General features: G+C 42.7%; 17 protein-coding genes and 3 pseudogenes. 10 read left to right on the top strand and 10 right to left on the bottom strand.

What is annotated here, in order from left to right; all coding sequences use genetic code 11:
• From AABK37_RS07895 to AABK37_RS07875, 5 genes are all read right to left on the bottom strand, one after another.
• Window positions 1-848: aminotransferase class I/II-fold pyridoxal phosphate-dependent enzyme (locus AABK37_RS07895; protein ID WP_432551033.1), on the bottom strand; the 848-nt coding region annotated here is incomplete at its 3' end.
• Window positions 849-981: 133 nt separating this feature from the next.
• A complete protein-coding gene (locus AABK37_RS07890; protein ID WP_039744025.1) occupies window positions 982-1,317 on the bottom strand; it encodes a thioredoxin family protein in 336 nt (111 codons plus the stop codon).
• Window positions 1,318-1,520: 203 nt separating this feature from the next.
• On the bottom strand, window positions 1,521-2,303 hold the full coding sequence (locus tag AABK37_RS07885; protein WP_039743078.1) for a PspA/IM30 family protein: 783 nt from the start codon (window positions 2,301-2,303) through the stop codon (window positions 1,521-1,523).
• 180 nt (window positions 2,304-2,483) lie between these two features.
• On the bottom strand, window positions 2,484-3,200 hold the full coding sequence (locus AABK37_RS07880; protein WP_432551032.1) for a PspA/IM30 family protein: 717 nt from the start codon (window positions 3,198-3,200) through the stop codon (window positions 2,484-2,486).
• A gap of 107 nt (window positions 3,201-3,307) precedes the next feature.
• Window positions 3,308-4,522, bottom strand: a complete 1,215-nt coding sequence (locus tag AABK37_RS07875; RefSeq protein ID WP_432551031.1) for a hypothetical protein — start codon at window positions 4,520-4,522, stop codon at window positions 3,308-3,310.
• Between the two features lie 354 nt (window positions 4,523-4,876).
• On the opposite strand from AABK37_RS07875, the pseudogene AABK37_RS07870 reads away from it, so the two are divergent.
• From AABK37_RS07870 to AABK37_RS07860, 3 genes and pseudogenes are all read left to right on the top strand, one after another.
• Window positions 4,877-6,132, top strand: a pseudogene (locus AABK37_RS07870) (RNA-guided endonuclease TnpB family protein).
• A gap of 95 nt (window positions 6,133-6,227) precedes the next feature.
• On the top strand, window positions 6,228-6,779 hold the full coding sequence (locus AABK37_RS07865; RefSeq protein WP_432551030.1) for a DUF721 domain-containing protein: 552 nt from the start codon (window positions 6,228-6,230) through the stop codon (window positions 6,777-6,779).
• Window positions 6,780-7,260: 481 nt separating this feature from the next.
• Window positions 7,261-7,572 carry a hypothetical protein gene (locus AABK37_RS07860; protein ID WP_432551029.1) on the top strand — a complete coding sequence of 104 codons (312 nt, stop codon included), beginning with the start codon at window positions 7,261-7,263 and terminating at the stop codon, window positions 7,570-7,572.
• Window positions 7,573-7,703: 131 nt separating this feature from the next.
• Here AABK37_RS07860 and menB read toward each other — a convergent pair whose 3' ends face one another.
• Window positions 7,704-8,537 (bottom strand): 1,4-dihydroxy-2-naphthoyl-CoA synthase, encoded by an 834-nt coding sequence (menB, locus tag AABK37_RS07855; RefSeq protein WP_432551028.1) that lies wholly within the window; start codon window positions 8,535-8,537, stop codon window positions 7,704-7,706.
• A 196-nt stretch (window positions 8,538-8,733) separates the two neighbouring features.
• Window positions 8,734-11,094 carry an ATP-binding protein gene (locus AABK37_RS07850; protein WP_432551027.1) on the bottom strand — a complete coding sequence of 787 codons (2,361 nt, stop codon included), beginning with the start codon at window positions 11,092-11,094 and terminating at the stop codon, window positions 8,734-8,736.
• Window positions 11,095-11,155: 61 nt separating this feature from the next.
• Here AABK37_RS07850 and AABK37_RS07845 point away from each other — a divergent pair.
• The 4 genes and pseudogenes from AABK37_RS07845 to AABK37_RS07830 form a co-directional block, all read left to right on the top strand.
• Window positions 11,156-11,256, top strand: a pseudogene (locus AABK37_RS07845) (four helix bundle protein); the annotation flags it as partial.
• A 264-nt stretch (window positions 11,257-11,520) separates the two neighbouring features.
• Window positions 11,521-12,612 carry a hypothetical protein gene (locus tag AABK37_RS07840; protein WP_432551026.1) on the top strand — a complete coding sequence of 364 codons (1,092 nt, stop codon included), beginning with the start codon at window positions 11,521-11,523 and terminating at the stop codon, window positions 12,610-12,612.
• 322 nt (window positions 12,613-12,934) lie between these two features.
• Window positions 12,935-13,735, top strand: a complete 801-nt coding sequence (locus AABK37_RS07835) for a hypothetical protein (protein WP_432551025.1) — start codon at window positions 12,935-12,937, stop codon at window positions 13,733-13,735.
• A gap of 18 nt (window positions 13,736-13,753) precedes the next feature.
• Window positions 13,754-13,972 (top strand): hypothetical protein, encoded by a 219-nt coding sequence (locus AABK37_RS07830; protein ID WP_432551024.1) that lies wholly within the window; start codon window positions 13,754-13,756, stop codon window positions 13,970-13,972.
• Here AABK37_RS07830 and AABK37_RS07825 read toward each other — a convergent pair.
• Window positions 13,908-14,510, bottom strand: a complete 603-nt coding sequence (locus tag AABK37_RS07825; protein WP_432551023.1) for a glutathione binding-like protein — start codon at window positions 14,508-14,510, stop codon at window positions 13,908-13,910. The two genes, AABK37_RS07830 and AABK37_RS07825, sit on opposite strands and share 65 nt — an antisense overlap.
• Before the next feature lie 532 nt (window positions 14,511-15,042).
• On the opposite strand from AABK37_RS07825, the gene AABK37_RS07820 reads away from it, so the two are divergent.
• The 3 genes from AABK37_RS07820 (at window position 15,043) to AABK37_RS07810 (ending at window position 19,194) form a co-directional block, all read left to right on the top strand.
• Complete coding sequence (locus AABK37_RS07820; RefSeq protein ID WP_432551022.1) at window positions 15,043-15,327, top strand: hypothetical protein; 285 nt, start codon at window positions 15,043-15,045, stop codon at window positions 15,325-15,327.
• Window positions 15,328-15,568: 241 nt separating this feature from the next.
• Window positions 15,569-17,158 carry an alkaline phosphatase D family protein gene (locus AABK37_RS07815; protein WP_432551021.1) on the top strand — a complete coding sequence of 530 codons (1,590 nt, stop codon included), beginning with the start codon at window positions 15,569-15,571 and terminating at the stop codon, window positions 17,156-17,158.
• Between the two features lie 620 nt (window positions 17,159-17,778).
• Complete coding sequence (locus AABK37_RS07810) at window positions 17,779-19,194, top strand: serine/threonine protein kinase (protein ID WP_432551020.1); 1,416 nt, start codon at window positions 17,779-17,781, stop codon at window positions 19,192-19,194.
• A gap of 141 nt (window positions 19,195-19,335) precedes the next feature.
• On the opposite strand, the gene AABK37_RS07805 is transcribed toward AABK37_RS07810, so the two are convergent.
• Complete coding sequence (locus AABK37_RS07805; protein ID WP_432551019.1) at window positions 19,336-20,805, bottom strand: pentapeptide repeat-containing protein; 1,470 nt, start codon at window positions 20,803-20,805, stop codon at window positions 19,336-19,338.
• 254 nt (window positions 20,806-21,059) lie between these two features.
• Window positions 21,060-21,173, bottom strand: a pseudogene (locus AABK37_RS07800) (pentapeptide repeat-containing protein); the annotation flags it as partial.
• Between the last annotated feature and the right edge of the window lie 338 nt (window positions 21,174-21,511).

Raw genomic sequence — 21,511 nt, 5'->3', positions numbered from 1 at the left:
TCTCCCCTCCCTCCACCCCCTTCCCCCCCTCCCCCCCCCCCCCCCCTCCCCCCCTCCCCCCTTTCTCTATTCTTTCCTGGAAAGAAAGAATTATTCTCCTTGTCCCCTTGTCCCCTTGTCCCCTTGTCCCCCTGTCCCCCTTGTCCTCCCTGTCCTCCCTGTCCCCCTTGTCCTCCCTGTCCCCCTTGTCCCCCTTGTCCCCCAGTCTCCTCAAACACTAAATCTACGTAGGGGAAATCGTGAACGAGGACGAGATTATGTTGTTGACAAAATGCTACAGCTTCTTGGAAGAAAGATAATGGGGCGATCGCGCTGGTTGGATTGTGAGGATAGCTCAATACCATCATCCGCGACTGTGCCAAAACAGGGGCGGGAATTTCGCTAAATACTGGTAAAAAATTGTTTTTTTCCCGGAGTGACATCGGGTAAATTTGACCGCTGGCTAAGTACACTCCGCCTGCATGAGAAGGATAGCCCGGATCGAGCAATAAGGCAAAATCTCCAGGATTCAGCACTGCTAGAGGTAAATGTGCCGTCCCTTCTTGAGAACCAATCAGGGGTAGCACTTCGGTTTCTGGGTCAACTTTTATGCCGAATTTTTGCTCGTACCAATTAGCAGCGGCAGAGCGAAACGCCCTCGTACCGTTAAACAGCAAGTAGCCGTGAGTACTTCGATCGCCTAAAGAAGAAGCGATCGCTTCAATTACGTGCGGTTCGGCTGGTAAATCAGAAGACCCCAGCGACAAATCTATCAACTGTTGCCCAGCAGCCTTAGCTATTGCTTTGGCTCTGTCCATCTCAGCAAATACATTGAATTGCAGGGGTTGTAAACGTTTCGCAAACTGCATTTTAATTAGGAGTCAGGAGTTGGGAGTAGGGTAGAGACGTTCTGGACTGAACGTCTGTACGAAAGTAGGGTAGAGACGTTCCGGACGGAACGTCTGTAGGGTCGTCACGTCTGTACAATCAGACAACTTTAGACTAATTATTGTTTAAATGAGTTTCTAGGAAGTCGAGTAATTTATCTTTACCGATGACTCCCTCACTAGAAGCTAAGACTGTGTTTCCTTGAAATAGCCGGAGAGCGGGTACACCTTCAACCTGATATTCCTTAACAGTCTGCGGGTTAGGATCTACTTCCATTTTGACGATTTTCAGGCGATCGCTGTACGTATTGGCAGCTGAGTTGATTAGTGGTGACATCAATTTACAAGGTCCGCACCAAGAAGCCCAAAAGTAAACTAATACTGGCTGCTCGGCTTTCAAAACTTCGGTTTCAAACTCAGCATCAGTTATAGTGCTTACACCCTTACTCATTGCAGTCTCCATCTGGTGGCACGATTTATATTGGCACACAAAATACTTTATCTCAAAGTCGTCAATAGTCCAAAGTCAATGATCTAGAGTTTGAACTTAATTGACTCGTACAGACGCTCTTTGTATCGCGTCTCTACATTTTGAAGCGAAATCCCACGACCAAAAGGCGTGGGACTGTTGATGTGAAGATTTTTCTGATAATGTTACATTTGATCCAATTGCTTGCGTAGCGATTCGATTTCGGCATCAACCACTTCCGGTTGCTGATTAGTTTTGGGAGTGGTGGTTTGTCCTGGGGGTAACGATTGAGTTGGTGTGGCAGCAGGTCCGAGTGTCATCTGCGCTTTCAAAGCTGCCAATTCATCGTCAACATCGCTACCGGCTTCCAATTTGGCAAATTGGCTTTCCAAATCGGCACCTGCTAACTCTCCTGCTGACTGAGCGCGAGCTTCTTGCATCAAGACTTTTTCTTCCATCCGCTCGAAAGCTGCCATTGCGCTGCTGGTATTCATACCGCGCACCATGCCTTGAAGTTGCTCTTGAGCCTTTGCGGTGGTGATCCGCGCTTTGAGCATTTCTTTCTTGGTTTTTGCCTCAGAAATTTTGCTCTCTAGCTGAATTAAGTTGCGCTTGAGAGTATCTACCTGAGTACTTTGCTGATCCAGGCTGGTTTTGAGTGCAGTGCCGGTGTCAGTGTAAGTCTTTTTCCGCTCTAGTGCTTGGCGTGCAAGGTTTTCATCACCTTTTTGCAGCGCTAGCTGGGCATTACGTTGCCACTTATTTATTTCATTTTGGGCATCATTATACTGTTTTTCTGTACGTTTTTGAGCCGCGATCGCCTGAGCGACTCCCTGACGCAGCTGTACTAAGTCTTCCTGCATTTCCAGGATGGCTTGTTCCAGCATTTTTTCTGGATCTTCGGCTTTACTTACCAGGTCATTAAGGTTAGCACCAACTACTCGTCTAATGCGATCAAATAATCCCATAACTTTGTTTTTCCTTTTGCGATTTACGCGCTTTGAACGGATACACTAGCTTTTTTACTGTTTAATAGCTACCTATTTCAATTTAATCTTTTCGATGAGGATTGGTAGCTTCACACAACCCTTAATTTCTAAGATATGCTTTAGTTTTGCTTAATTGCCCAATCTTTACGATTCGTGAGTTTAGGTATTTCCGCTTGACGAATTGAAATTATTGCCTGGGTGTGGTACATTATCTGTCCCACTTAAAAGCTGCACCTTCATTGCTGCTAGTTCCCCATCAATACTATTATTTGATTCTAAAGAGGTAAATTGCTGCTGCAAGTCATCGCTGTCGAGTTGAGCTATTGCTTCTGATTTGGCTTCGAGTTGCAAAACTTTTTCTTCCATCCGTTCAAAAGCGTTTAGGCTGCTAGTGGTAGATGAATTGCTCAACATTTCCTGAAGTCGGTAAGACGCTTCAGCAGAACGAGCGCGAGCAATGTACATATCTTTTTTGGTTTTCGCCTCGCTAATTTTAAATTCTAGCGATCGCATATCTTGTTTCATTTTAACTATCAGACTGTTTTGCTGCTCCATTTGAGCTGCAAGAGCTTTTTCTGTTTCTTGATAGGCACGACGTTTAGTGAGCGCTTCTTTTGCGAGAGGTTCATTATTGGCTTGTAGCGCTAGTTGAGCGCGACGATACCATTCAATAGCTGTTGACTTAGCCTGAGCGGTTTGTCGTTCAGTGCGTTTTTGAGTAGCGATCGCTTGTGCTACTGCTTGTCGCAATTGCACCAAATTAGTTTGCATCTCCATAACGGCTTGTTGGAGAATCTTTTCTGGATCTTCCGCACTGCCCGTCATACTATTGAGATTAGCGCGAATCACCCGTTGGATACGCTTCATCAGTTCCATTTCCGCTCTCCATTCATTTTTTGAAAAGCACATAGCGATTAGCTCGCAGTGTCAACAGCTAGGGGTTAAGTAGATGTTTTTTTCATGGTATCGTAGATTTTGGCTTCTTAAGGTTGCTCCACCCGCGCTTTAATTCCTTTGGACTGTAGTAGCTGCATCTGTTGTTTTACTTGCTCTTTGGTTTTCAGCGCACCCAGATAAATGAATTTTCCATCAGGTGATAAATAAGCATCGGGAATTACTTGCCGTGCAGAAGCGAAAGCGCTCGCGCCTTGATTATCTATGACAATATGATAAAATCCATCCGCTGACGGTTTCATTTGTGTTAGCGGCAATTCTGGCTTGGGCGAAGTTGTCGCCTTTGGTGTCGGTATTTGTCCTGGCAAGGGTTGCGCTTGTTGTGTTGGCGCTACAGGTGGATTTGCCGGAATTCTTGCCGCCACAGGGCTTGGTATTGCTGTAGGAGTCGGTTTCGGTTTGGGTTTTAAGCCAACTACGTCATTAGGATCGTTCACCTCTGGAAATTCATCGGTGGCGAGATTCGGATACTTAGGTATGGGCGTACTCGGTGTTTCCGGTTTCGTTTTCTCAGTATTTTTTACATTAGTTGTCGATGCCGTTGGTGGCGAATTTGGCTGAGACTTATCACCAAAGCCAAACACCGACAAGCTTTTCGGATTAAATATTACGTATCCCAACGTTAAACTAGCTACTAATAGCAATAACATTGAGCCAATCCCCAAAGGTGATAGCAGATTGTCGCTGTTACTTGGCTTTCTTTTTTGTGGTTCTTCTGTCAAACTTCGCAGCAGTGCTTCAGATGATTCTAAATAATCGTCTGGCTGCTTGGGGGGAACTTCTGATGGGGTATTTTCTGTTTTATCAGATTTGACAACCGCAGGCACAATACTGCCATTTGCCTCATTAGGTGTATCTGTTTTATCTATAATCTCAACCTTTGGAGGTTTTGGTAACTCAGTATTTACCGTTGTCGCCGCTGGCATTGACTGAGGAGTTTCAACTTCAACAGATGCGGACGGGGTATTCGGTTGCAGAACGGTCTGTTGTTGTAACAAAGTTGGAGTTGGTACGGCTTTTTTGGACGCTTGGTCCAACGCGGCGATCGCAGTCTGTTGGGGTTGAGGTGCGTTATTACTGACGCGGCTTTGGTTAGGTATGTTGTATCCGGTTCGTGTACGTCGATAGCGGGCTAACTCTTGATCTAGTTGCACTTCTAAACAAGATAATGCTGCTGCTAGTTGTGGCTTCAACCCAGGTGTTTTCGACGATTGAGTACCCAAAAGTCGCATTTCTTGACTCATAGCCTGTCTGCCTCAAAAGTAGATTACTGGATTAACTTACAGGACTTACGCAAAAAATCTCTCAAACTCCTCCTCCTTGGTGTCCTTGGCGGTTCGTTTTTCGATCTCAAAAGCGTAAGTCCTAATTTAACAAATTCTGCGGAATTCCCCTCCCTCAGCCGTTCGCGCAGCGTGTCGTAGACAAGGCAGGGAGGGGATGGATAGCAGGGCAGCGACGATGCCATCCCCGAACTATATCGATCGCAGATTGATTGGTGAGTGGGATGGTTGTTGTCGTTTAAAATATTTTGTTTTACTACTTTACTGCTAATTATATATTGTAGTAGAATAGTAAACTAAGGAGGTGATGCGTCAGTGCTGCATAAAGCTGTTCAAGTTCGTTTGTATCCAACTAAAGAGCAAGAAATATTATTAGCGCAAACATTCGGATGTTCTCGCTGGTGGTGGAATTATGCTCTAAATAAGTCAATTGAAACTTACAAGGAAACAGGTAAAGGGCTAGGACAAGCAGCACTCAATGCACTGTTACCAAAACTCAAAAAAGCACTTATATACTGTGTGGTTAGCTGATTGCTATAGCCAAGTTTTACAGGCGATGACACTGAATTTGACCACCGCATATAAAAACTTTTTTGAGAAACGTGCTGGATTTCCTAAATTCAAATCCAAGCAGGGGAAACAGTCGATTCAATATCCTCAAAATGTCAAAATTGTAGATGGCTCCTTTGTCAAACTCCCAGGCAATATTGGGCTAGTCAAAGCCAAAATACACAGACCCATTGAGGGTAAAATCAAAACTGTCACTGTTAGTAAAACTCCATCAGGGAAATATTTTGCATCCATCCTGACTGAGGTAGAGGGTGAAAATCCAACCATCTCAGAGGGTAAAATCTACGGTATTGATTTAGGATTGAAACACTTTGCGGTTGTCACTGACGGCGAGAAAGTGTTTAAATATGACAATCCTAAACATCTTGCCAAACATGAAAAGAACCTGAAGCGCAAGCAACAAAAGCTAGCGCGTAAACAAAAAGGGAGTAATTCACGGTACAAGTATAGAAAAGTTGTTGCCAAAGTGTACGAACGAGTTAGCAATTCGCGGCAAGATTTTCTACATAAACTTAGTTATAAGTTGGTCAGCGATAGCCAAGCTGTCATAGTAGAAAATCTTCATGTCAAGGGCATGGTACGTAATCACAATTTGGCTCATGCTATATCTGATGTTGGGTGGGGAACATTCACCAACTTTTTAGCCTATAAGCTAGAGCGCAAAGGTGCAAAGTTAGTTGAGATAGATAGATGGTTTCCTAGTTCCAAGCTCTGTTCTAATTGTTTTTATCAAGTCAAAGAGATGCCATTGGATGTCCGTGAATGGACTTGTTCCCATTGTGGAACTCATCACGATCGCGATGGAAACGCAGCGATAAATATTAGAGCAGAGGGTATCAGATGGCTATTGGCGGAAGGTTCAACCGTCTGGAGCTGTAGGAGGGGAGGTAAGACCAAAGCTAGGACGAAAGTCCCAGTTGCGGCACTCGCCTATGAGTACAGAAGCCCCGCCTACCCTTCGGGAACGGCAAAGCCGAACAGGCGAAGCCAAGGTGGGGTAGTTCACAATACATGTGTGCCAATCCTAACGAAAATTCAAACAATAGATTTATCGTTTTTGTCACAAGTTAAAATTTTTGCTTTTGGTTAACGCGAGATGTCTTTGAAATCAGTTAATGACATTTTAAATCTTCCGGAAATTCAGATATTACTGTACCAGCAGCCATTTAAGCGCTTGCTCAAGTGTTGGGCTGAAGTGGTAGGAAGTGCGATCGCCGCTCATACTCAACCATTGTCGATTCAGCGCGATGTATTGCGGGTGGCAACTTCTAGCGCTGCTTGGGCGCAAAATTTGACTTTCGAGCGTCAGCGACTGCTTGTAAAGTTAAATGAAAAACTGCCCGATCCTTTGGTAGATATTCACTTCTCTACTGCTGGTTGGAAGCGTCCCCAAGATAAAGCAAACCAGCAAAAAACACTTTCGCCGTGCGAACATCCCAGTTACCTTGGTGATGAGACAAGGAAAGAGCGCGATCGCGCACCCACTAAGAATACGAATGCTGCTTTTGAAAATTGGGCTAAAAAGATGCAAAGGCGATCGCATAATTTACCTATTTGTCCTCAATGTCAATCTCCCACCCCACCAGGCGAAATTCAGCGTTGGGGTGTCTGTTCTATCTGTGCTACTAAGCAGTTTTCTAATATTTGAAGACAACAAAAAAATAGATAAACGTAGTAGGCGTGGATAGTGCCTATTTACAGCACACACGAGTGCTTACTACAAAAAACCTTATTTATGATTTAATATTTTACTCTCATCGATAGAAAAATTATATTTATCAGGTAGTATTCCTGTAGATATACTGATTGAAATTTCTCGTAATTTTCCCCTTAATTTCTGCCAGCTATGTTATGTGACATTTTTGGAGGTGAATTTAATACGCTGACTAAATCTAAAACATAAGGCTTAACCTTGATCCCTAATGCTTTTGAGCTTTATATCGCTGTATTTACGGTAGTTGGATTATTGCCAAATATGACACAAATATAAAAATTTTATAAAGTTAATATTTTCATCGGGATCGCTAGAACATATACAGAATAATCGGTTTCTGGCTTAAATAGGTATTTATATGTAGAGCAGAATTGAAACTAGAAATCAGCCCTAACGGGATTTAAAATGAACCCAAATGAAACCTATTAAATTCTTGACTTCTGCCTGTCGATATTGTCGTCATTACAAGCCGGAAGGACGCCGTGGCGGACTTTGCCAACAGTTGGGAGCGCCAGTTCTCGGAAGTTGGAAGGCTTGCTCTTTCGCGCTCCCACCGTTTGCACCTAGCTGGGAAAGTTTGGAAGATGTTTGGAGTTTGCCTAATGCAACACCGATTTTGGCTTCTAGTTCTTTAGGTTCTAGTTTAGATAAAATTGCAGTTGCTTCTGTAACTCAAACAGCCGTCTGCACTTCTGAACAGGCACAAGCTCAGGCAATTTTAATTTAGGGGCTGATTGTTACCGAACTCGCTTTCATTAATCTGCCCAAAGTAAATTTGGTTTTAATACTTATTAATCTGTAAAGAATCTTCACATCTTCAAAAATCGCATCTTTAAGCAAAGGTGCGATTTTTGAGTTTTAAGGTAGCCAAGGAAAGTCGCGAAAATTTGGCGGACGCTTTTCGAGAAAAGCTTGTTTGCCTTCAGAACCTTCTTGGGTCATGTAATAAAGTAAAGTGGCATTACCGGCGAGTTCTTGCAAACCAGCTTGTCCATCACAATCGGCGTTGAATGCGGCTTTTAGACAGCGAATAGCGATCGGACTTTTTTCTAATATTTCTTGTGCCCACTGAATTCCTTCTTTTTCTAGTTGTTCTACTGGTACGACACAATTAACTAAACCCATTTCCTCGGCTTGTTGTGCAGTGTATTGCCGACAGAGAAACCATATTTCTCGCGCTTTTTTTTGTCCGACGATGCGAGCGAGATAGCTAGCGCCAAAACCACCATCAAAACTGCCGACTTTCGGACCAGTCTGCCCGAAAATGGCATTATCGGCAGCGATGGTGAGATCGCAAATTAAGTGTAGGACGTGTCCACCACCGATCGCATATCCAGCAACCAAAGCAATTACTACTTTCGGCATCGAACGAATCAGGCGTTGTAAATCTAATACATTCAAACGGGGTACACCATCATCATCTACATAACCGGCGTGTCCGCGCACACTTTGATCGCCGCCAGCACAAAAGGCGTATTTCCCATCTGTGTGGGGTCCGATCCCAGTAAATAGTACAACACCAATATTAGTATCTTCACGGGCATCAGAAAAAGCGTTGTAGAGTTCAAAGACAGTTTTTGGACGAAAAGCATTGCGTTTGTGGGGACGATTGATAGTGATTTTGGCGATACCGTCAGCTTTGTGGTAAAGAATATCTTCGTAGGTTTTGGCAGTTTCCCAGTTGATTTGCATAGCTGTGGAGTGCGTTGTGCTTGAGAATTTTATCGCAGTTGCAAGCACAAGCGATCGCTTTTATCGCCAGATGGGGGGTTGCCAGGTGTTTGTCAACGACGAGGGAATGATATCTTGACAGGTTTATTACATATGATGTAGAGACGTAGCACTGCTACGTCTCTACAAGGAAAACGGATTTTTTTATTAATGTCAATTAAACGGACATGATATGAGCGATCGCCTTCACCGGAATTGAAATCACAAACTCTGTCCCTTGACCTAACGTTGAGTTCACGGATAGCGTCCCACAGTGTTTCTGGACTACGATAGACTTTGCGATCGCCAAGCCCAACCCCGTTCCCTTGCCTACGCTTTTTGTTGTAAACAGATGGTCGAAGATGCGGGCTTTAACGTCTTGTGTCATTCCTATGCCGTTATCTTTGATCGCAATCTTGACCTGTTGATTCTCTAGGGTTGTGCGAATGGTAATTTGATTGGGATTAGCTTTAATTTCTGCAAAGCTGCGTCCAAGATTAGAGTCTTCCAAGGCATCGATCGCATTGCTGAGAATATTCATAAATACCTGATTCAGTTGTCCGGCAAAGCATTCTAAGAGTAGCAGATCGCCATAGTCTGCGATCACTTCAATTTCCGGGCGAGAAACGTTTGCTTTGAGGCGATGCTTGAGAATTAAGATCGTGCTGTCAATGCCGTCGTGGATATTGCAAAGAATGGGGCGATCGCTATCAGAACGCGAGAAGATTCTTAAACTGGTGCTGATTGTGCGAATGCGATCGACTCCTTGTTGCATCGAATCGATCAACTTGGGTAAATCCTCTTGCAAATATTCCAAGTCCACCTCTTTCATAACTGCCTGTAGTGAAGCACTCGGATCGGAGAGTTCTTTTTGGTAGATAGTTGCCTCTGGGTTCTGCAATCCAGTCGTGGGAGTGGATGACCCAGAGTCGTTATTAGTCATTTCATATTTCCATTCCAATTGCAAATGAGTGGCTAAGAGGTTAAATAATTCGCTGACTTCTACTGGCTTTGCCAGGAAATCATCTCCCCCTGCATCTAAACTCATCCGTCGATCGGCTTGTGCCACTGATGCAGAAGAGACAATGATTTTCTGGTGTTGCAAATCATTAGAAGAGCGAATTTGTTTGAGCAGTTCAAAGCCGTTGATGACTGGCATCGCCAAGTCTGTAATCACTAAGTCAGGTGATAATTGGCGGATTTTTTCCAATCCTTGTTGTCCATTTTCGGCTTCAGTGAGTTGGAATCCTAGTGGCTCTAACAAGTTGACGAGAACGGCTCGGTTTTCCCAACGATCGTCTACCACAAGAATGCTACGTCGTTGTCCTTCATAACCAATAATTTGTTTTCCAGTCGCGATCGAGTTTTGCTTTGCCCAATCGGTGGCGATCGCCAGTTCCACCTCAAAAAAGAAGTCACTACCGACTTGGGGTTGGCTATATACTTGGATTTGTCCGTTCATGAGTTGGACAATTCTTTGGCTGATCGCCAGTCCTAAACCGGTGCCCTCGGCTTGGCGCTGGCGATCGCCCACTTGTTCAAAAGCCTGGAAAATTTTATCCAACTGGTCAGGCGCAATTCCTACGTCGGTATCTTCAACTTGAAACTTGAAAGTGCGAGTGGACGGATTGGCATGATTCTCAACTACGGCAACCTTGAGCGTGACAGAACCAAATTCGGTGAATTTAATTGCATTTCCCAGCAAGTTGAGTAAGACCTGACGCAGCCGTTTTTCATCGGCAAAAATTCCTTCAGGCAACTGCGGATCGGGATCGTAAACGAAGTCAATGTTTTTTTGGTCGGCACGAATGCGGCAGATTTCCGCGACACCTTGGAGGAATGAGGGAAAGTGAATCGATGAAGGTGCGAGTTCTAGTTTACGGGCTTCAATTTTGGACAAGTCCAAGACATCGTTGATCAGCGTCAGCAAATGAGAACCACACTGGTGAATGATTTCTACCCCATGCCGTTCTTTCTCTGGTAACGCCTTAGAGCGGTTGAGGATTTGAGCGTAGCCCAAAATACCGTTGAGGGGCGTTCGCAGTTCGTGGCTCATGTTGGCGAGAAATTCACTCTTGGCTTGGTTCGCACCATCGGCTACTAGTTTTGCTTCTTTCAGTTCTGCAAAATCTCCTGTGGTGTAGGCAAAGCCAATGTAGCCGATGTCATGTAGTTTTAATTGTTTCCAAAAAAATTGACCTAATGCTGTTGGATCTTTCGGGTCAAGTAACTGTAGATCAATGGCATCTCCGTTTGTTTGGGCAAGGTTACGAGCAGTATCGAGTTGAGTTTGAAGATGCTGATCGATGCGTAAGCTCACTTCGCTGCGTAAGCGAGTTGCCAAATCATTAATTGCCTGCTGCCCATTCCGAAAGGACAGATAGCCGGTTAATCCCACGGCTGCAAAAATTTGCAGCACAAAGGGGACGATGAGGAGCGATCGCAGGGAAAGTTTGCCAGTCGCTTTCTCTTTTTCATGGGACAATGGCTGAGTTGGTTGATGTGCCGTTGCTTGGTGCAGTCGTCCAGGAGCAGTCATAAACTCTGATTCGATCTTCAGATTGTTCTGCTTAGTATGCCCATATATTTCAGAGCGATAATCATTGACTGACCAGATTCGTCGCTCGTCACGGTCTGTGCGAATTTAGCACAAGAGATACGAAAACGTCGATACAAAGCTGCATTTGTAACCAAATTTAACGTCTGAAGTTGTTCTACAGATATGACGTGGAGATAATTCGGAAATATTCTGAAAAACTCAGATCCCCGACTTCGAGTGATAAGTCGGGGATCTTGTTTGCAGCGGGTTTGATGTAAAGGACTACTTTAGATAGATGCAAAGGTGGACGCAAGGATAAACTGCATAATTTGATTGCGATTAAGCCTATTAAATAAAAGGCAGAGATAATAAATTGTCATTCTTTATTTATTCATCTCTCATTTAATAGAGATTTAGGAGGTTTAAATGGCGAATCTACAAGAATCTAGCGAAGCCAATGTAGCTAGTACAACTTTGCAAGACTTTAATCGTGTTACAAGTAGTTTGGCAGTTGCACGAAATCAAGATGGTAGATTAGAAGCTTTTGTAATTGACACTGATGATAATATTCATCATGCTTGGCAAATTACACCGAATGGCGAAGATTGGAGTGATTGGCAAAGTCTTTCAAATCAAACTGCTAAAAGTCTGACAGTAGCTTTCAATCAAGATGGCAGACTAGAAGTTTTTACAATTGGTAACGATAAAAAAGTTTATCATGCTCGGCAAACCACAGTTAATGGCAAAGATTGGAGTCCATTAAAAAGCCTTTCAGGTGGAATTGCGAAAAGTTTGGCAGTAGCTGCAAATAAAGATGGTAGACTCGAAGTCGTGGCGATCGGTACTGATGATAAGGTTTATTATACTTCGCAAAATAAAGCCAACAGTGAAGAATGGAATAAATGGGACGATCTTTCTCGTGGCATTGCTGATAATTTGACATTAGTTCCCAATCAAGATGGCAGACTAGAAGTTTTTGCAATTGGTACTGATAATAAAGTCTATCATGCTTGGCAAACTGCACTTAATAGTAAGGATTGGAGTAAATGGGATAGTCTTGCTGATGGAACTGCTAAAAGTGTGACAGTAGCTCCAAACAAAGATGGCAGACTAGAAGTTTTTGTAGTTGGTACTGATGACAAAGCATATCATATTTGGCAAACCACAATCAATAGTAACGATTGGAGTAAATGGGACAATCTTTCTCGTGGAGTTGCGAAAACTTTAGCAGTAGCTCAAAATCCAGATGGTAGGCTAGAAGCTTTTGCAATTAGTACTGATAAAAAAGCATATCGAGTTGCACAAACTGAACCTAATGGTAAATGGGGCAAATGGCAAGATTTTACCGAGCAAATTAGTAAGAATCTCAAAGTAAGTCAAAATCAAGATGGCAGATTAACAATATTTGGAGTCGGTTCCGGTCAAAAATTATATCAGGCTTGGCAAACCAAACTGAATGGTAAAGACTGGAGTAAATGGGTGTTAAAAAATATCTTTGTGAGAGAAGAAGAGACGTAAGTAGCTAGGTGCAAATAATTATAAGATAGTGTAGGGTGCGTTATAACAAAGTTTAACGCACCATTAATGGTTCAAGGTGCGTTACGCGCTTGTCCTGCGGACACCAAGAAAGAACGCGGTAACGCACCCGCAGGTGGTTTTATATTTAATTCAACCCACCTACTTAAGTAACAAAAAGGATGAATGGTAAAGTGGCAAAACTTTATGCTTCATCGTTAATTTCTCCTTTGTGACTTTGTTAAGATTCTTTGCAGATTACTAGTCATCGGTACTGTAGTCAAGGAAATTAACGATTGGGCACTTTCAGTAATCTAATAAATATATGAATTCCCAGCAGTTAGATCCAGCAGTTATTTCAGCGATCGCAGACTTTGAAAAATCTAATGTACCTGGTGTTTGGGCAACTTTAGATAAAAACCAAGTACTTGCGGACATGCGATCGCGTGTTGCCGATCCTTTTCTAGTCAATCAAGGTGGACAACCATTTTGCGGACCCGCGTCCATTTTGTTTGAACTTATTCGCAAACAACCACTGCGTTATGTGCAAATTTGCCGCAGTATATTTGAAACTGGGAGTTTTCAAGGACAGACTACACGCATTAAAGCATCTCAAACACTTGTTAAAAGTCGAGGGAGACTGCGATTAAGTCAAGCCGATTGGATGGTTTTAGCAACATTACGAGAAGCAGAAAACTCGATTTTTAACATTGAAGTAGAATCGCCAGATATCATCCGAAATTTGTCTGGGATGACAAAATCTTGGGAGATGAAAGGCTGGACGCGAGAAGTATTAGGTTATCATCAAGTCAAGTACATTCATACATATATATTTGGAGAATACGAGGCTTTGAATGAAGCATCAACTATTATCGATTCTGGTGGTGTAGCGTTTGGTTTGATTACTGCCTCAGGTTTGCTTGGCGGCAAAAAGCCTTTTTTACCTTACCCAAATCACTGGATTACGATATTAGGAAATATCTCGTTTAAAGGTGGTTCTTGGTTTGACCAAGAAAGCGGACGTGTCAGCTTGGATATTTACTCTTGGGCGAAAAAATTTCACATCGACCTTGATGAAAGACCTTTTGAAGATTATTTCTGGGGAGTTGTTATGGGTTCGATGTGATGATTTGGGCATGGGGCAATGGGCAATGGGCAATGGGCAATGGGCAATGGGCAATGGGAATTAAACAAGTTCAAGAAAGCGAGTGCGCGTTCTAATACGATTCTTTCCATGCCCAATGCCCAATGCCCCATGCCCTATGCACCATGCCCCATGCCCCATGCCCAATGCCCAATTACGGCACTTTCATCCCCCGCTGTACTGCTGGACGTTGCTGTACTGTTTCTACCCAACGTTTGAGATTTGGGTGATTATCTAGCGTTAAACCTTGACTTTCATAAATGGATATCCAAGGATAGGTGGCTATGTCTGCAATCGAATAGTCACCGCAGATAAATTCTTTGTCTGCTAATTGTTTATCTAACACGCTGTAAAGTCGTAGAGTTTCTTTTTCATAGCGTGCGATCGCGTAGGGAATCTTTTCTGGTGCAAACCGTTTAAAATGGTTGAGTTGCCCAGACATTGGTCCTACACCTCCCATTTGCCACATCAGCCACTCAAGTACTTGAAAACGATTTTTTTGATCGACAGGTAGGAATTTACCGGTTTTTTCTGCCAAATAAATCAAAATTGCACCCGATTCAAAAACTTTCATGTCAGTATCTTGGTCGATAATCGCAGGAATCTTGCTATTGGGATTGATTGCTATATACTCTGGTGTAAACTGCTCGTTTTTAGTAATGTCGATTTTGTGGACGTTGTAGGGAAGTTCAACTTCCTCCAACATAACCGAAGCCTTGCGTCCGTTGGGTGTGGTGAAGGTGTAAAGGTCAATCATAAGGTTATAAGAGTGCCTGTTGCGTAAGTCCTATTGCCATCTTCGAGGCTAGTGTAGCTCAAAATTTAAGTTTCAAATTTTAAACTTTTTATACTTTTCAGAAATACGTTCGCAGGTATAAGAAACAAATTGTGTCTTTTAAATTTAAATTATCTCTACAAAAAAATTATCTTATCTACACCAAAAAATAAAATTATTTGCTAGTAGAAAAAATATATGTAATCTTTAAAAACAATATCTAAGTATTTTTTATTAGTAAAAATCACGGTCAACATCTATGCTTTTAAATAAGACCGTGCAAAAATCAACTCATAGATAGATTACACACAGCCACAGGATATACACGCCGAGAAAATTAGCCAATAAATAAAGTTTTGTTAACACACTTGTTGATGCAAATATTTGCATTACTTTAGCGTTTCGTTATTTATATCAACTGCTAAATAGAAGGCAGAAAGCAAAACTTTGCTTATATATGCTTTCTATAAAGTTTGCATTTTACGCTTAATTTCTACTTAGATTCACCGAAAAATTGGAAAAATATATGCGCGATCGCCTGAGTATTAAACAAGGCAAATTTCAACTTTCGACAAGAGCAAAAATCATGTTATTCGCTGCCTTAGTCGCTGTACTACCGACTTCTGGCTTTTGTACAGCTTCTTTAATACTCTCACTTAACTACGTAGGTTCCACTACAGCCACCGTCAGCCACCCAACATCGATTCCTTGGCTGACTGAGAAATCTCAATGTCAGCGCACCCATAGAACTTGGCGTGATGAGAAATGTTGGGATTATGAACACAATCCGATGTTTTAAAGCGTGCTTATTTAGCAAAAAGAGTGTGTTGGTGCTTGCAAATTGTTAGGTAGAATAGTTGTGCGATCGCTTCTTTGCATGTTCTCATCAAGTAACGAGCGATCGCCCAAAACGGATTTTCATTTTATGCTTAGTTTAATTTTAATCATTAAAGGCGATATTAACCTCTCCTTTGCAAAGAGTTAATGTCTGAATGATAAACTTGCCTCTGCGTTAATCTACTTAGCCAGGGGTAATAAGCATGATAGATTACAACAATATTAATTCGATTTTTTCCAGTCGAATTAAGCGACGCAGCCTAATTATCGGAGCAGGAGCATTAAGTGGACTAGCGATCGCCAGCCAATTTTCCAATACTAGAGCGATCGCCCAAGTTAAATTTGACAATTATCCTTTTACGCTCGGTGTGGCATCGGGTGAACCCTATCCCACCAGCGTGGTCATCTGGACTCGTCTGGCTCCCGAACCCTTGAATGGAGGTGGAATGCCAGCTGTCAATGTGCCAATTCAATGGCAAGTGGCAACTGATGACAACATGAAGAATATTGTCGCAAAAGGCACTGAGATTGCTATCCCAGAATTAGCTCACTCAGTTCGAGTTGAGGTTAACGGACTAAAAAGCAACCGTTGGTACTGGTATCAGTTCATCTCAGGCAATGAAAAAAGCCCAATTGGTCGGACTCGTACAGTTCCTTCATCAAATAGCGTTGCAAGTAAACTTGCCTTTGCACTTGCCTCTTGCCAGCACTACGAGCAGGGATACTTCACGGCATACAAATACATGGCAGAGGAAGACCTAGATTTGGTAGTGCATGTGGGTGACTACATCTACGAGGGAGGAATCACAGCAAATCGTGTTAGACAGCATAACAGTTCGGAAATTCTGACTCTGGAAGATTATCGCAATCGCCATGCCCTCTACAAGACCGATCCCAATCTGCAAGCAGCTCATGCAGCATTTCCCTGGATTGTAACTTGGGACGACCACGAAGTAGAAAACAATTACGCCAACGACATCTCGGAAGTTGATAATGAACCGGATCAAGATCGCTCTGTATTCCTAGAACGACGGGCGGTTGCTTATCAAGCTTACTACGAACACATGCCGCTACGACCCTTCTCGCGACCTAGCGGATCTGATATGCAACTTTTCCGTCGGCTTTCCTTTGGTAATTTGGCAACCTTCCATGTGCTAGATACCCGGCAATATCGCACAGACCAACCTTGTGGAGATGGAACCAAAGAACGTTGCCCAGAGAATTTTAACTTAAATGCGACGATTACTGGCAAGCGTCAAGAAAATTGGCTATTGCGTGGTTTAGATCGCTCCCAGGCTCAGTGGAACATTCTGGCTCAACAAGTTATAGTTGCTCAAAGAGACTTGACACCAGGCGAAGGTGCAACCTTCAGCATGGATAAGTGGGATGGGTATTTAGCTTCACGCGATCGCCTTCTTCGTTTCTTGGATGATCGCAAACCGTCTAATCCTGTGGTTTTGACAGGTGATGTGCATTCCAATTGGGCAATGAATTTGAAAGCTGACTTTGATAATCCAGAATCTGCTACAGTTGGCAGTGAATTTGTTTGTACCTCAATTACCAGCGGTGGCGATGGGGCAGACACAAGTGCCACTGTAGAAGCCTCGTTGCCAGAAAATCCGCACATTAAGTTTTACAATGGTCAACGGGGATATGTCCGCTGCGTAGTGACTCCCAGAAACTGGCAGGCTGACTATCAAGTTATGTCAGACGTGACAACTCAATCTGGCACAATCAGTACCCGTGCTTCATTTGTGGTGGAAAATGGTCATCCGGGCGTAAAACAAGTTTAATCGTTCTCAAGTATCTCCTACTTTAATAGGAATGAGCGCAATCCGACACCGTTCGTAGCGGTAATTCATGAATTACCGCTACTTTCATAATCGGATTTGTCATCGTCGGAATGCGATCGTGTACTTAGTGAAAAAAATAGTACTTGTTTGGTGAAATTAATTATTATTTTAAATATGGCTTAATTCACGAAGAAAGAAGGCGATCGGATCGATGTGAAGAAGTACCCACCTTTAAGCATAGGTGGGATTGAAATAAGGACGCTGTATTTTTTTGCCACGTGGGTACTCAAAATACATGTTTTTAACGTACGGGCACAACGGGCGTTGTGCCCCTACTTTCAACCCAGAACTGAAGTTTTTATTTATACTCCTTCTTCCTTCTTCCTTCTTTGTAAGTAGGTAGGAAAATTTCAAACTATGTTAATAAACTTAAATTGTAGGGGAGCCTTGGCACTGAATAGATTTACAGCGATTGGTTAGAATTGTAGATGACAACACAGGAGCGTTGCCGCTGTTCCTTGCTGCTTGTCGCTACTACATCGCTCACCAGTTTTTTACATAACACAGCAGCTGTGTAAAGCTATAGAAACTAGTAAAAGCTAGCAACAAAAGAAAAAAGCATGAAGGATCGAGTCCTAAACGCTCGTTACGAGGTAGTGCAGCAACTAGGAAAAAATGCTGGGCGACAAACGCTGTTAGCCCGTGACCTCAAAACTCAGGAATTAGTTGTGGTCAAGCTGCTGTTGTTCAGCAATGACTTTGAATGGCAGCATCTAAAGCTGTTTGAGCGTGAAGCAGAAACCCTCAAAGCTATATCCCATAGAGCCATTCCCAGCTACCTCAACTACTTTGAGCTAGATTCACCAAACGGCAAAGGATTTGCCCTCGTACAGACTTATGTGGAAGGAAAATCGCTAGACGAACATCTCAAAGCTGGACGTACATTTAGTGAAGTAGAAGTTAAGGAGATAGCGATCGCCCTTTTGTCCATCCTCATTTACTTGCATGGGCGTCAGCCTCCAGTTATCCACCGCGACATCAAGCCCAGCAATATTCTGCTGACAAATTGCTCTGGCAATAGTGTTGGCGAAGTCCACCTAGTAGATTTTGGCTCTGTGCAGACTCTTGCTGCCAAGGAAGGGGGAACCATTACAGTGGTAGGAACTTATGGCTATATGCCACCGGAGCAATTTGGCGGACGCACAGTTCCAGCCTCTGACCTCTACAGCTTAGGAGCCACTTTAATTGCCTTGGTAACGGGTTCACATCCAGCTGATTTACCCCAGAAGGATGGACGGATTCAGTTTGAGCAGGTAGCCAATCTCAGTCCTGCCTTTGCCAATTGGTTAAGGTGCATGTGTGAACCCAGTTTAGATCGGCGCAGTACATCTGCCTTTGAAGCACTGCAAGCACTGGAACAGGAACAACTCACAAAAAATAGCGCTCCTCTAGTTGTTCATAAGCCGCCAGGTAGCAAAATTTTGCTGACTAAAGACGCGAATTCTCTAGAAATCCTCATCCCTGCGAAGGGACTTAACTTTGATACTGGATTGTGGTTTTTTATTGCACTCCTCTACTTCACTGTTCTGGCAGGACTAATAGTCTCTCAGATCAAATGGTATTTTGTTACTTACTTACTATACCAAGTGCCACAACAAATAATATCTTCAATATTTCTTGTCCTAACGTATGCTTGGATGTTTACCTTTATTAAAGCAATATTCCTTCTTGCGAACTCGTTTACACGAGTCCGGCTCCGTATCAATCAGCAGAAATTTTTCCTTACCTCCGAGCTGTTTGATGGGTACAAATATAGAAATTTTCAGGGGTTAAGGCAGGCTATAAGTCATCTGGAATACGTCAAGCGCTCCTTTAAAAAAGGTTGCCGAGGTAAGCTTCAGTGCCAAATTATTGTTTGGATAGGAGGGACGCAAACTTTTACGCTTGGGAATTACGGTCGGCTCACTGAACCGGAACTCAACTGGTTAGCTTATGAACTAAGCGATTGGTTAAAATTGCCGATTACAACAGAGTAGCACTCATCACCCGATCGCTCACCACTATATATAGCAGTAGCCAGATTGGTTAGTAAAGACGAATAATTTCTAACAGGCAAACACAGAAATAGAATTTGTATAAAAAGAAGATGCACTCAAATAATCAATTGATGCGATTACTTAAACAGTTTGCCGCCAATGCATTGGTACTTCAACATTATCAGGCAGACGAGTTGTGCGATCGCCTAATGCTACTCTAATCTGCTGTGGGTCTAAATTTTTCGCTCCTGTCAAAATTGCTCCTTCTAAGTTGACATCGCAAAGATTTGCCCCATAAAGGTTGGCTCCCATCAAGTTTGCCTCACAAAGGTTAGCTTCATGAAGGATTGCTCTTTGCAAATTGGCTCCCATCAAATTTGCTCTGTACAAATCAACTTCTATCAAACTTGCTTTAGACAAATTAGCAAACAATATATCTGTTTGTTGCAGTTTGGCTGCATTCAAATTTGCGTTACTAAGATTAGCTCCATTCAAGTTTGCTTGTTGCAAGTTGGCTCCAATCAAACCGGTATTTTGTAAGTTAGCTTTACCGAACTTTGCTTGTTGCAAGTTGGCTAAAAACAGCTTTGCACCAGAAAGGTTGGCAAGTTTTAAAGTTGCTTGTTGCAAGTTGGCTTTATAAAGGTTGGTGTCGGTGAGATTTGCCGCACGCAAACTTGCACTCTTTAGGTTAGCTGCACGTAAATTTGCTCCACACAGCTTAACTTTATTCAGATTGGCTGCGGAAAGGTTGGCTCCCATCAAGCTGCATGATTGCAAGTTGGCTTCATACAAAATTGAACCACACAGTTGAGCTTTATCCAGGTCTGCACCACACAAATCAGCCGATCGCAAGTCTGCACCACAAAGGTCAGATCCGCTTAAGTCTGCCCCGGCAAGATATACTCCACGCAGGTCTGCACGTCTGATGTAAGTATTGCGTAAATCAATTTTCTGATTTACCGGGTCTTTTTGTGAATCGCGTCTACCGATGACTGTTAAAGCCACTTGAATATCTGTACGAATGCGCGGTGATTCCTCCAACCAGTTTAGGTCGTCGGGATGTTCGCGATGCGTGACGCGGATGTGTCTGCCAAAACGAGGTTCAGAATCTTCTTCTGTTTGTTGTCGTTGTTCCACCTGGATCGGAGCATTCTCGCGCACAAAAGCTGAGAGAATTTCCATGATTGTCCAGTGTTCTTTGGGAAAATCTTGAGCAACTCGTTCTAAAGCGTAAATTGCACCTGTCCGCGTTTCTACTTTGTTATGTCCAAGCTGTTCAATCGCTGCCATAAAGCGTTCAGCAATCAACCTATCTTCATTGAGTTTGGTATTTTGAATGCCGAGTTCGATGTTTCTTTCTGCTGCGATCGCACTTTTTTCTAAAGCTTCTGTACGCTTTGCTGCATAATAAACATTAATCATTCCTGCTAGCCCTAAAAAAACTATTGCAGAAGTTGTTAATGTTTGATTTCTATTCTCTATTTTTTGCTGCGTTGACACTTTCTCATGATGAGAAAATGCCAATAAAATTAGAGTCAATGAAACAGTAAATATAACCGATATGGCTATCAATCTATTCAAAACCGTGTCTGTCTTATTAGCAGACATAGCAAAAGTATTCCTCACATCTTATAATTTGATTATTGGCAAAAAGAATATAGCATTTATCTCCAAATTGCAATATGTGCCCCAAGGCTCAATTATTCTTACTCTTACGATTGGTAGTCTGATGATTTGGGAATAGGTAATGGAAAATGGGTAATGGGGAAAATCAATGTTACCTTTTTCCCAATTCATATCACCCGATTTCATGTGCTGAAAATCTAGATATTTAACTTCACAGGATGTCTGTTTAATACAGGTTAGCATCCAAAGAAGTTTGCCCGATCCAGTTTCGCACCACTGAGATTTGCCCTGCTGAGGTTGGCAGATTTGAGAATTGCCCCTGTTAAGTTAGCACCACTGAGATTTGCTTCACTTAGGTTAGCTGCACTCTAAATTATACCACTTAAGTAAGCATTTTTGATATTCGCCCTTGCACTCGTTAGCACCGTTAAAGTTTACCCCCGCATATAATTTGAGCGACTTATGTTGATTTTGTGTGATTGTGTTTTGGTTGACAAGCTTCTAAAGGAGGAATTCTTTTAGAGGCTGTTCTTACCGAAGAGGGGATTCATGGGAGGCAGTTTTTAATAATTTATTTATATCTACTATTTTTTCCGCAAAAGTTAACAAATTTTTAATTTATATAAATAAATAATAATTATAGTTTCCATAATAGAAGCTAAAAGCTAGGAAAAGAGATTTTGAGAAA

This window comes from Tolypothrix sp. VBCCA 56010 (assembly GCF_050875635.1).
Taxonomy (GTDB): Bacteria; Cyanobacteriota; Cyanobacteriia; order Cyanobacteriales; family Nostocaceae; genus Hassallia.
Note: the sequence above shows the minus strand (reverse complement) of the source record. Positions and strands in the feature narration are given on the sequence as shown.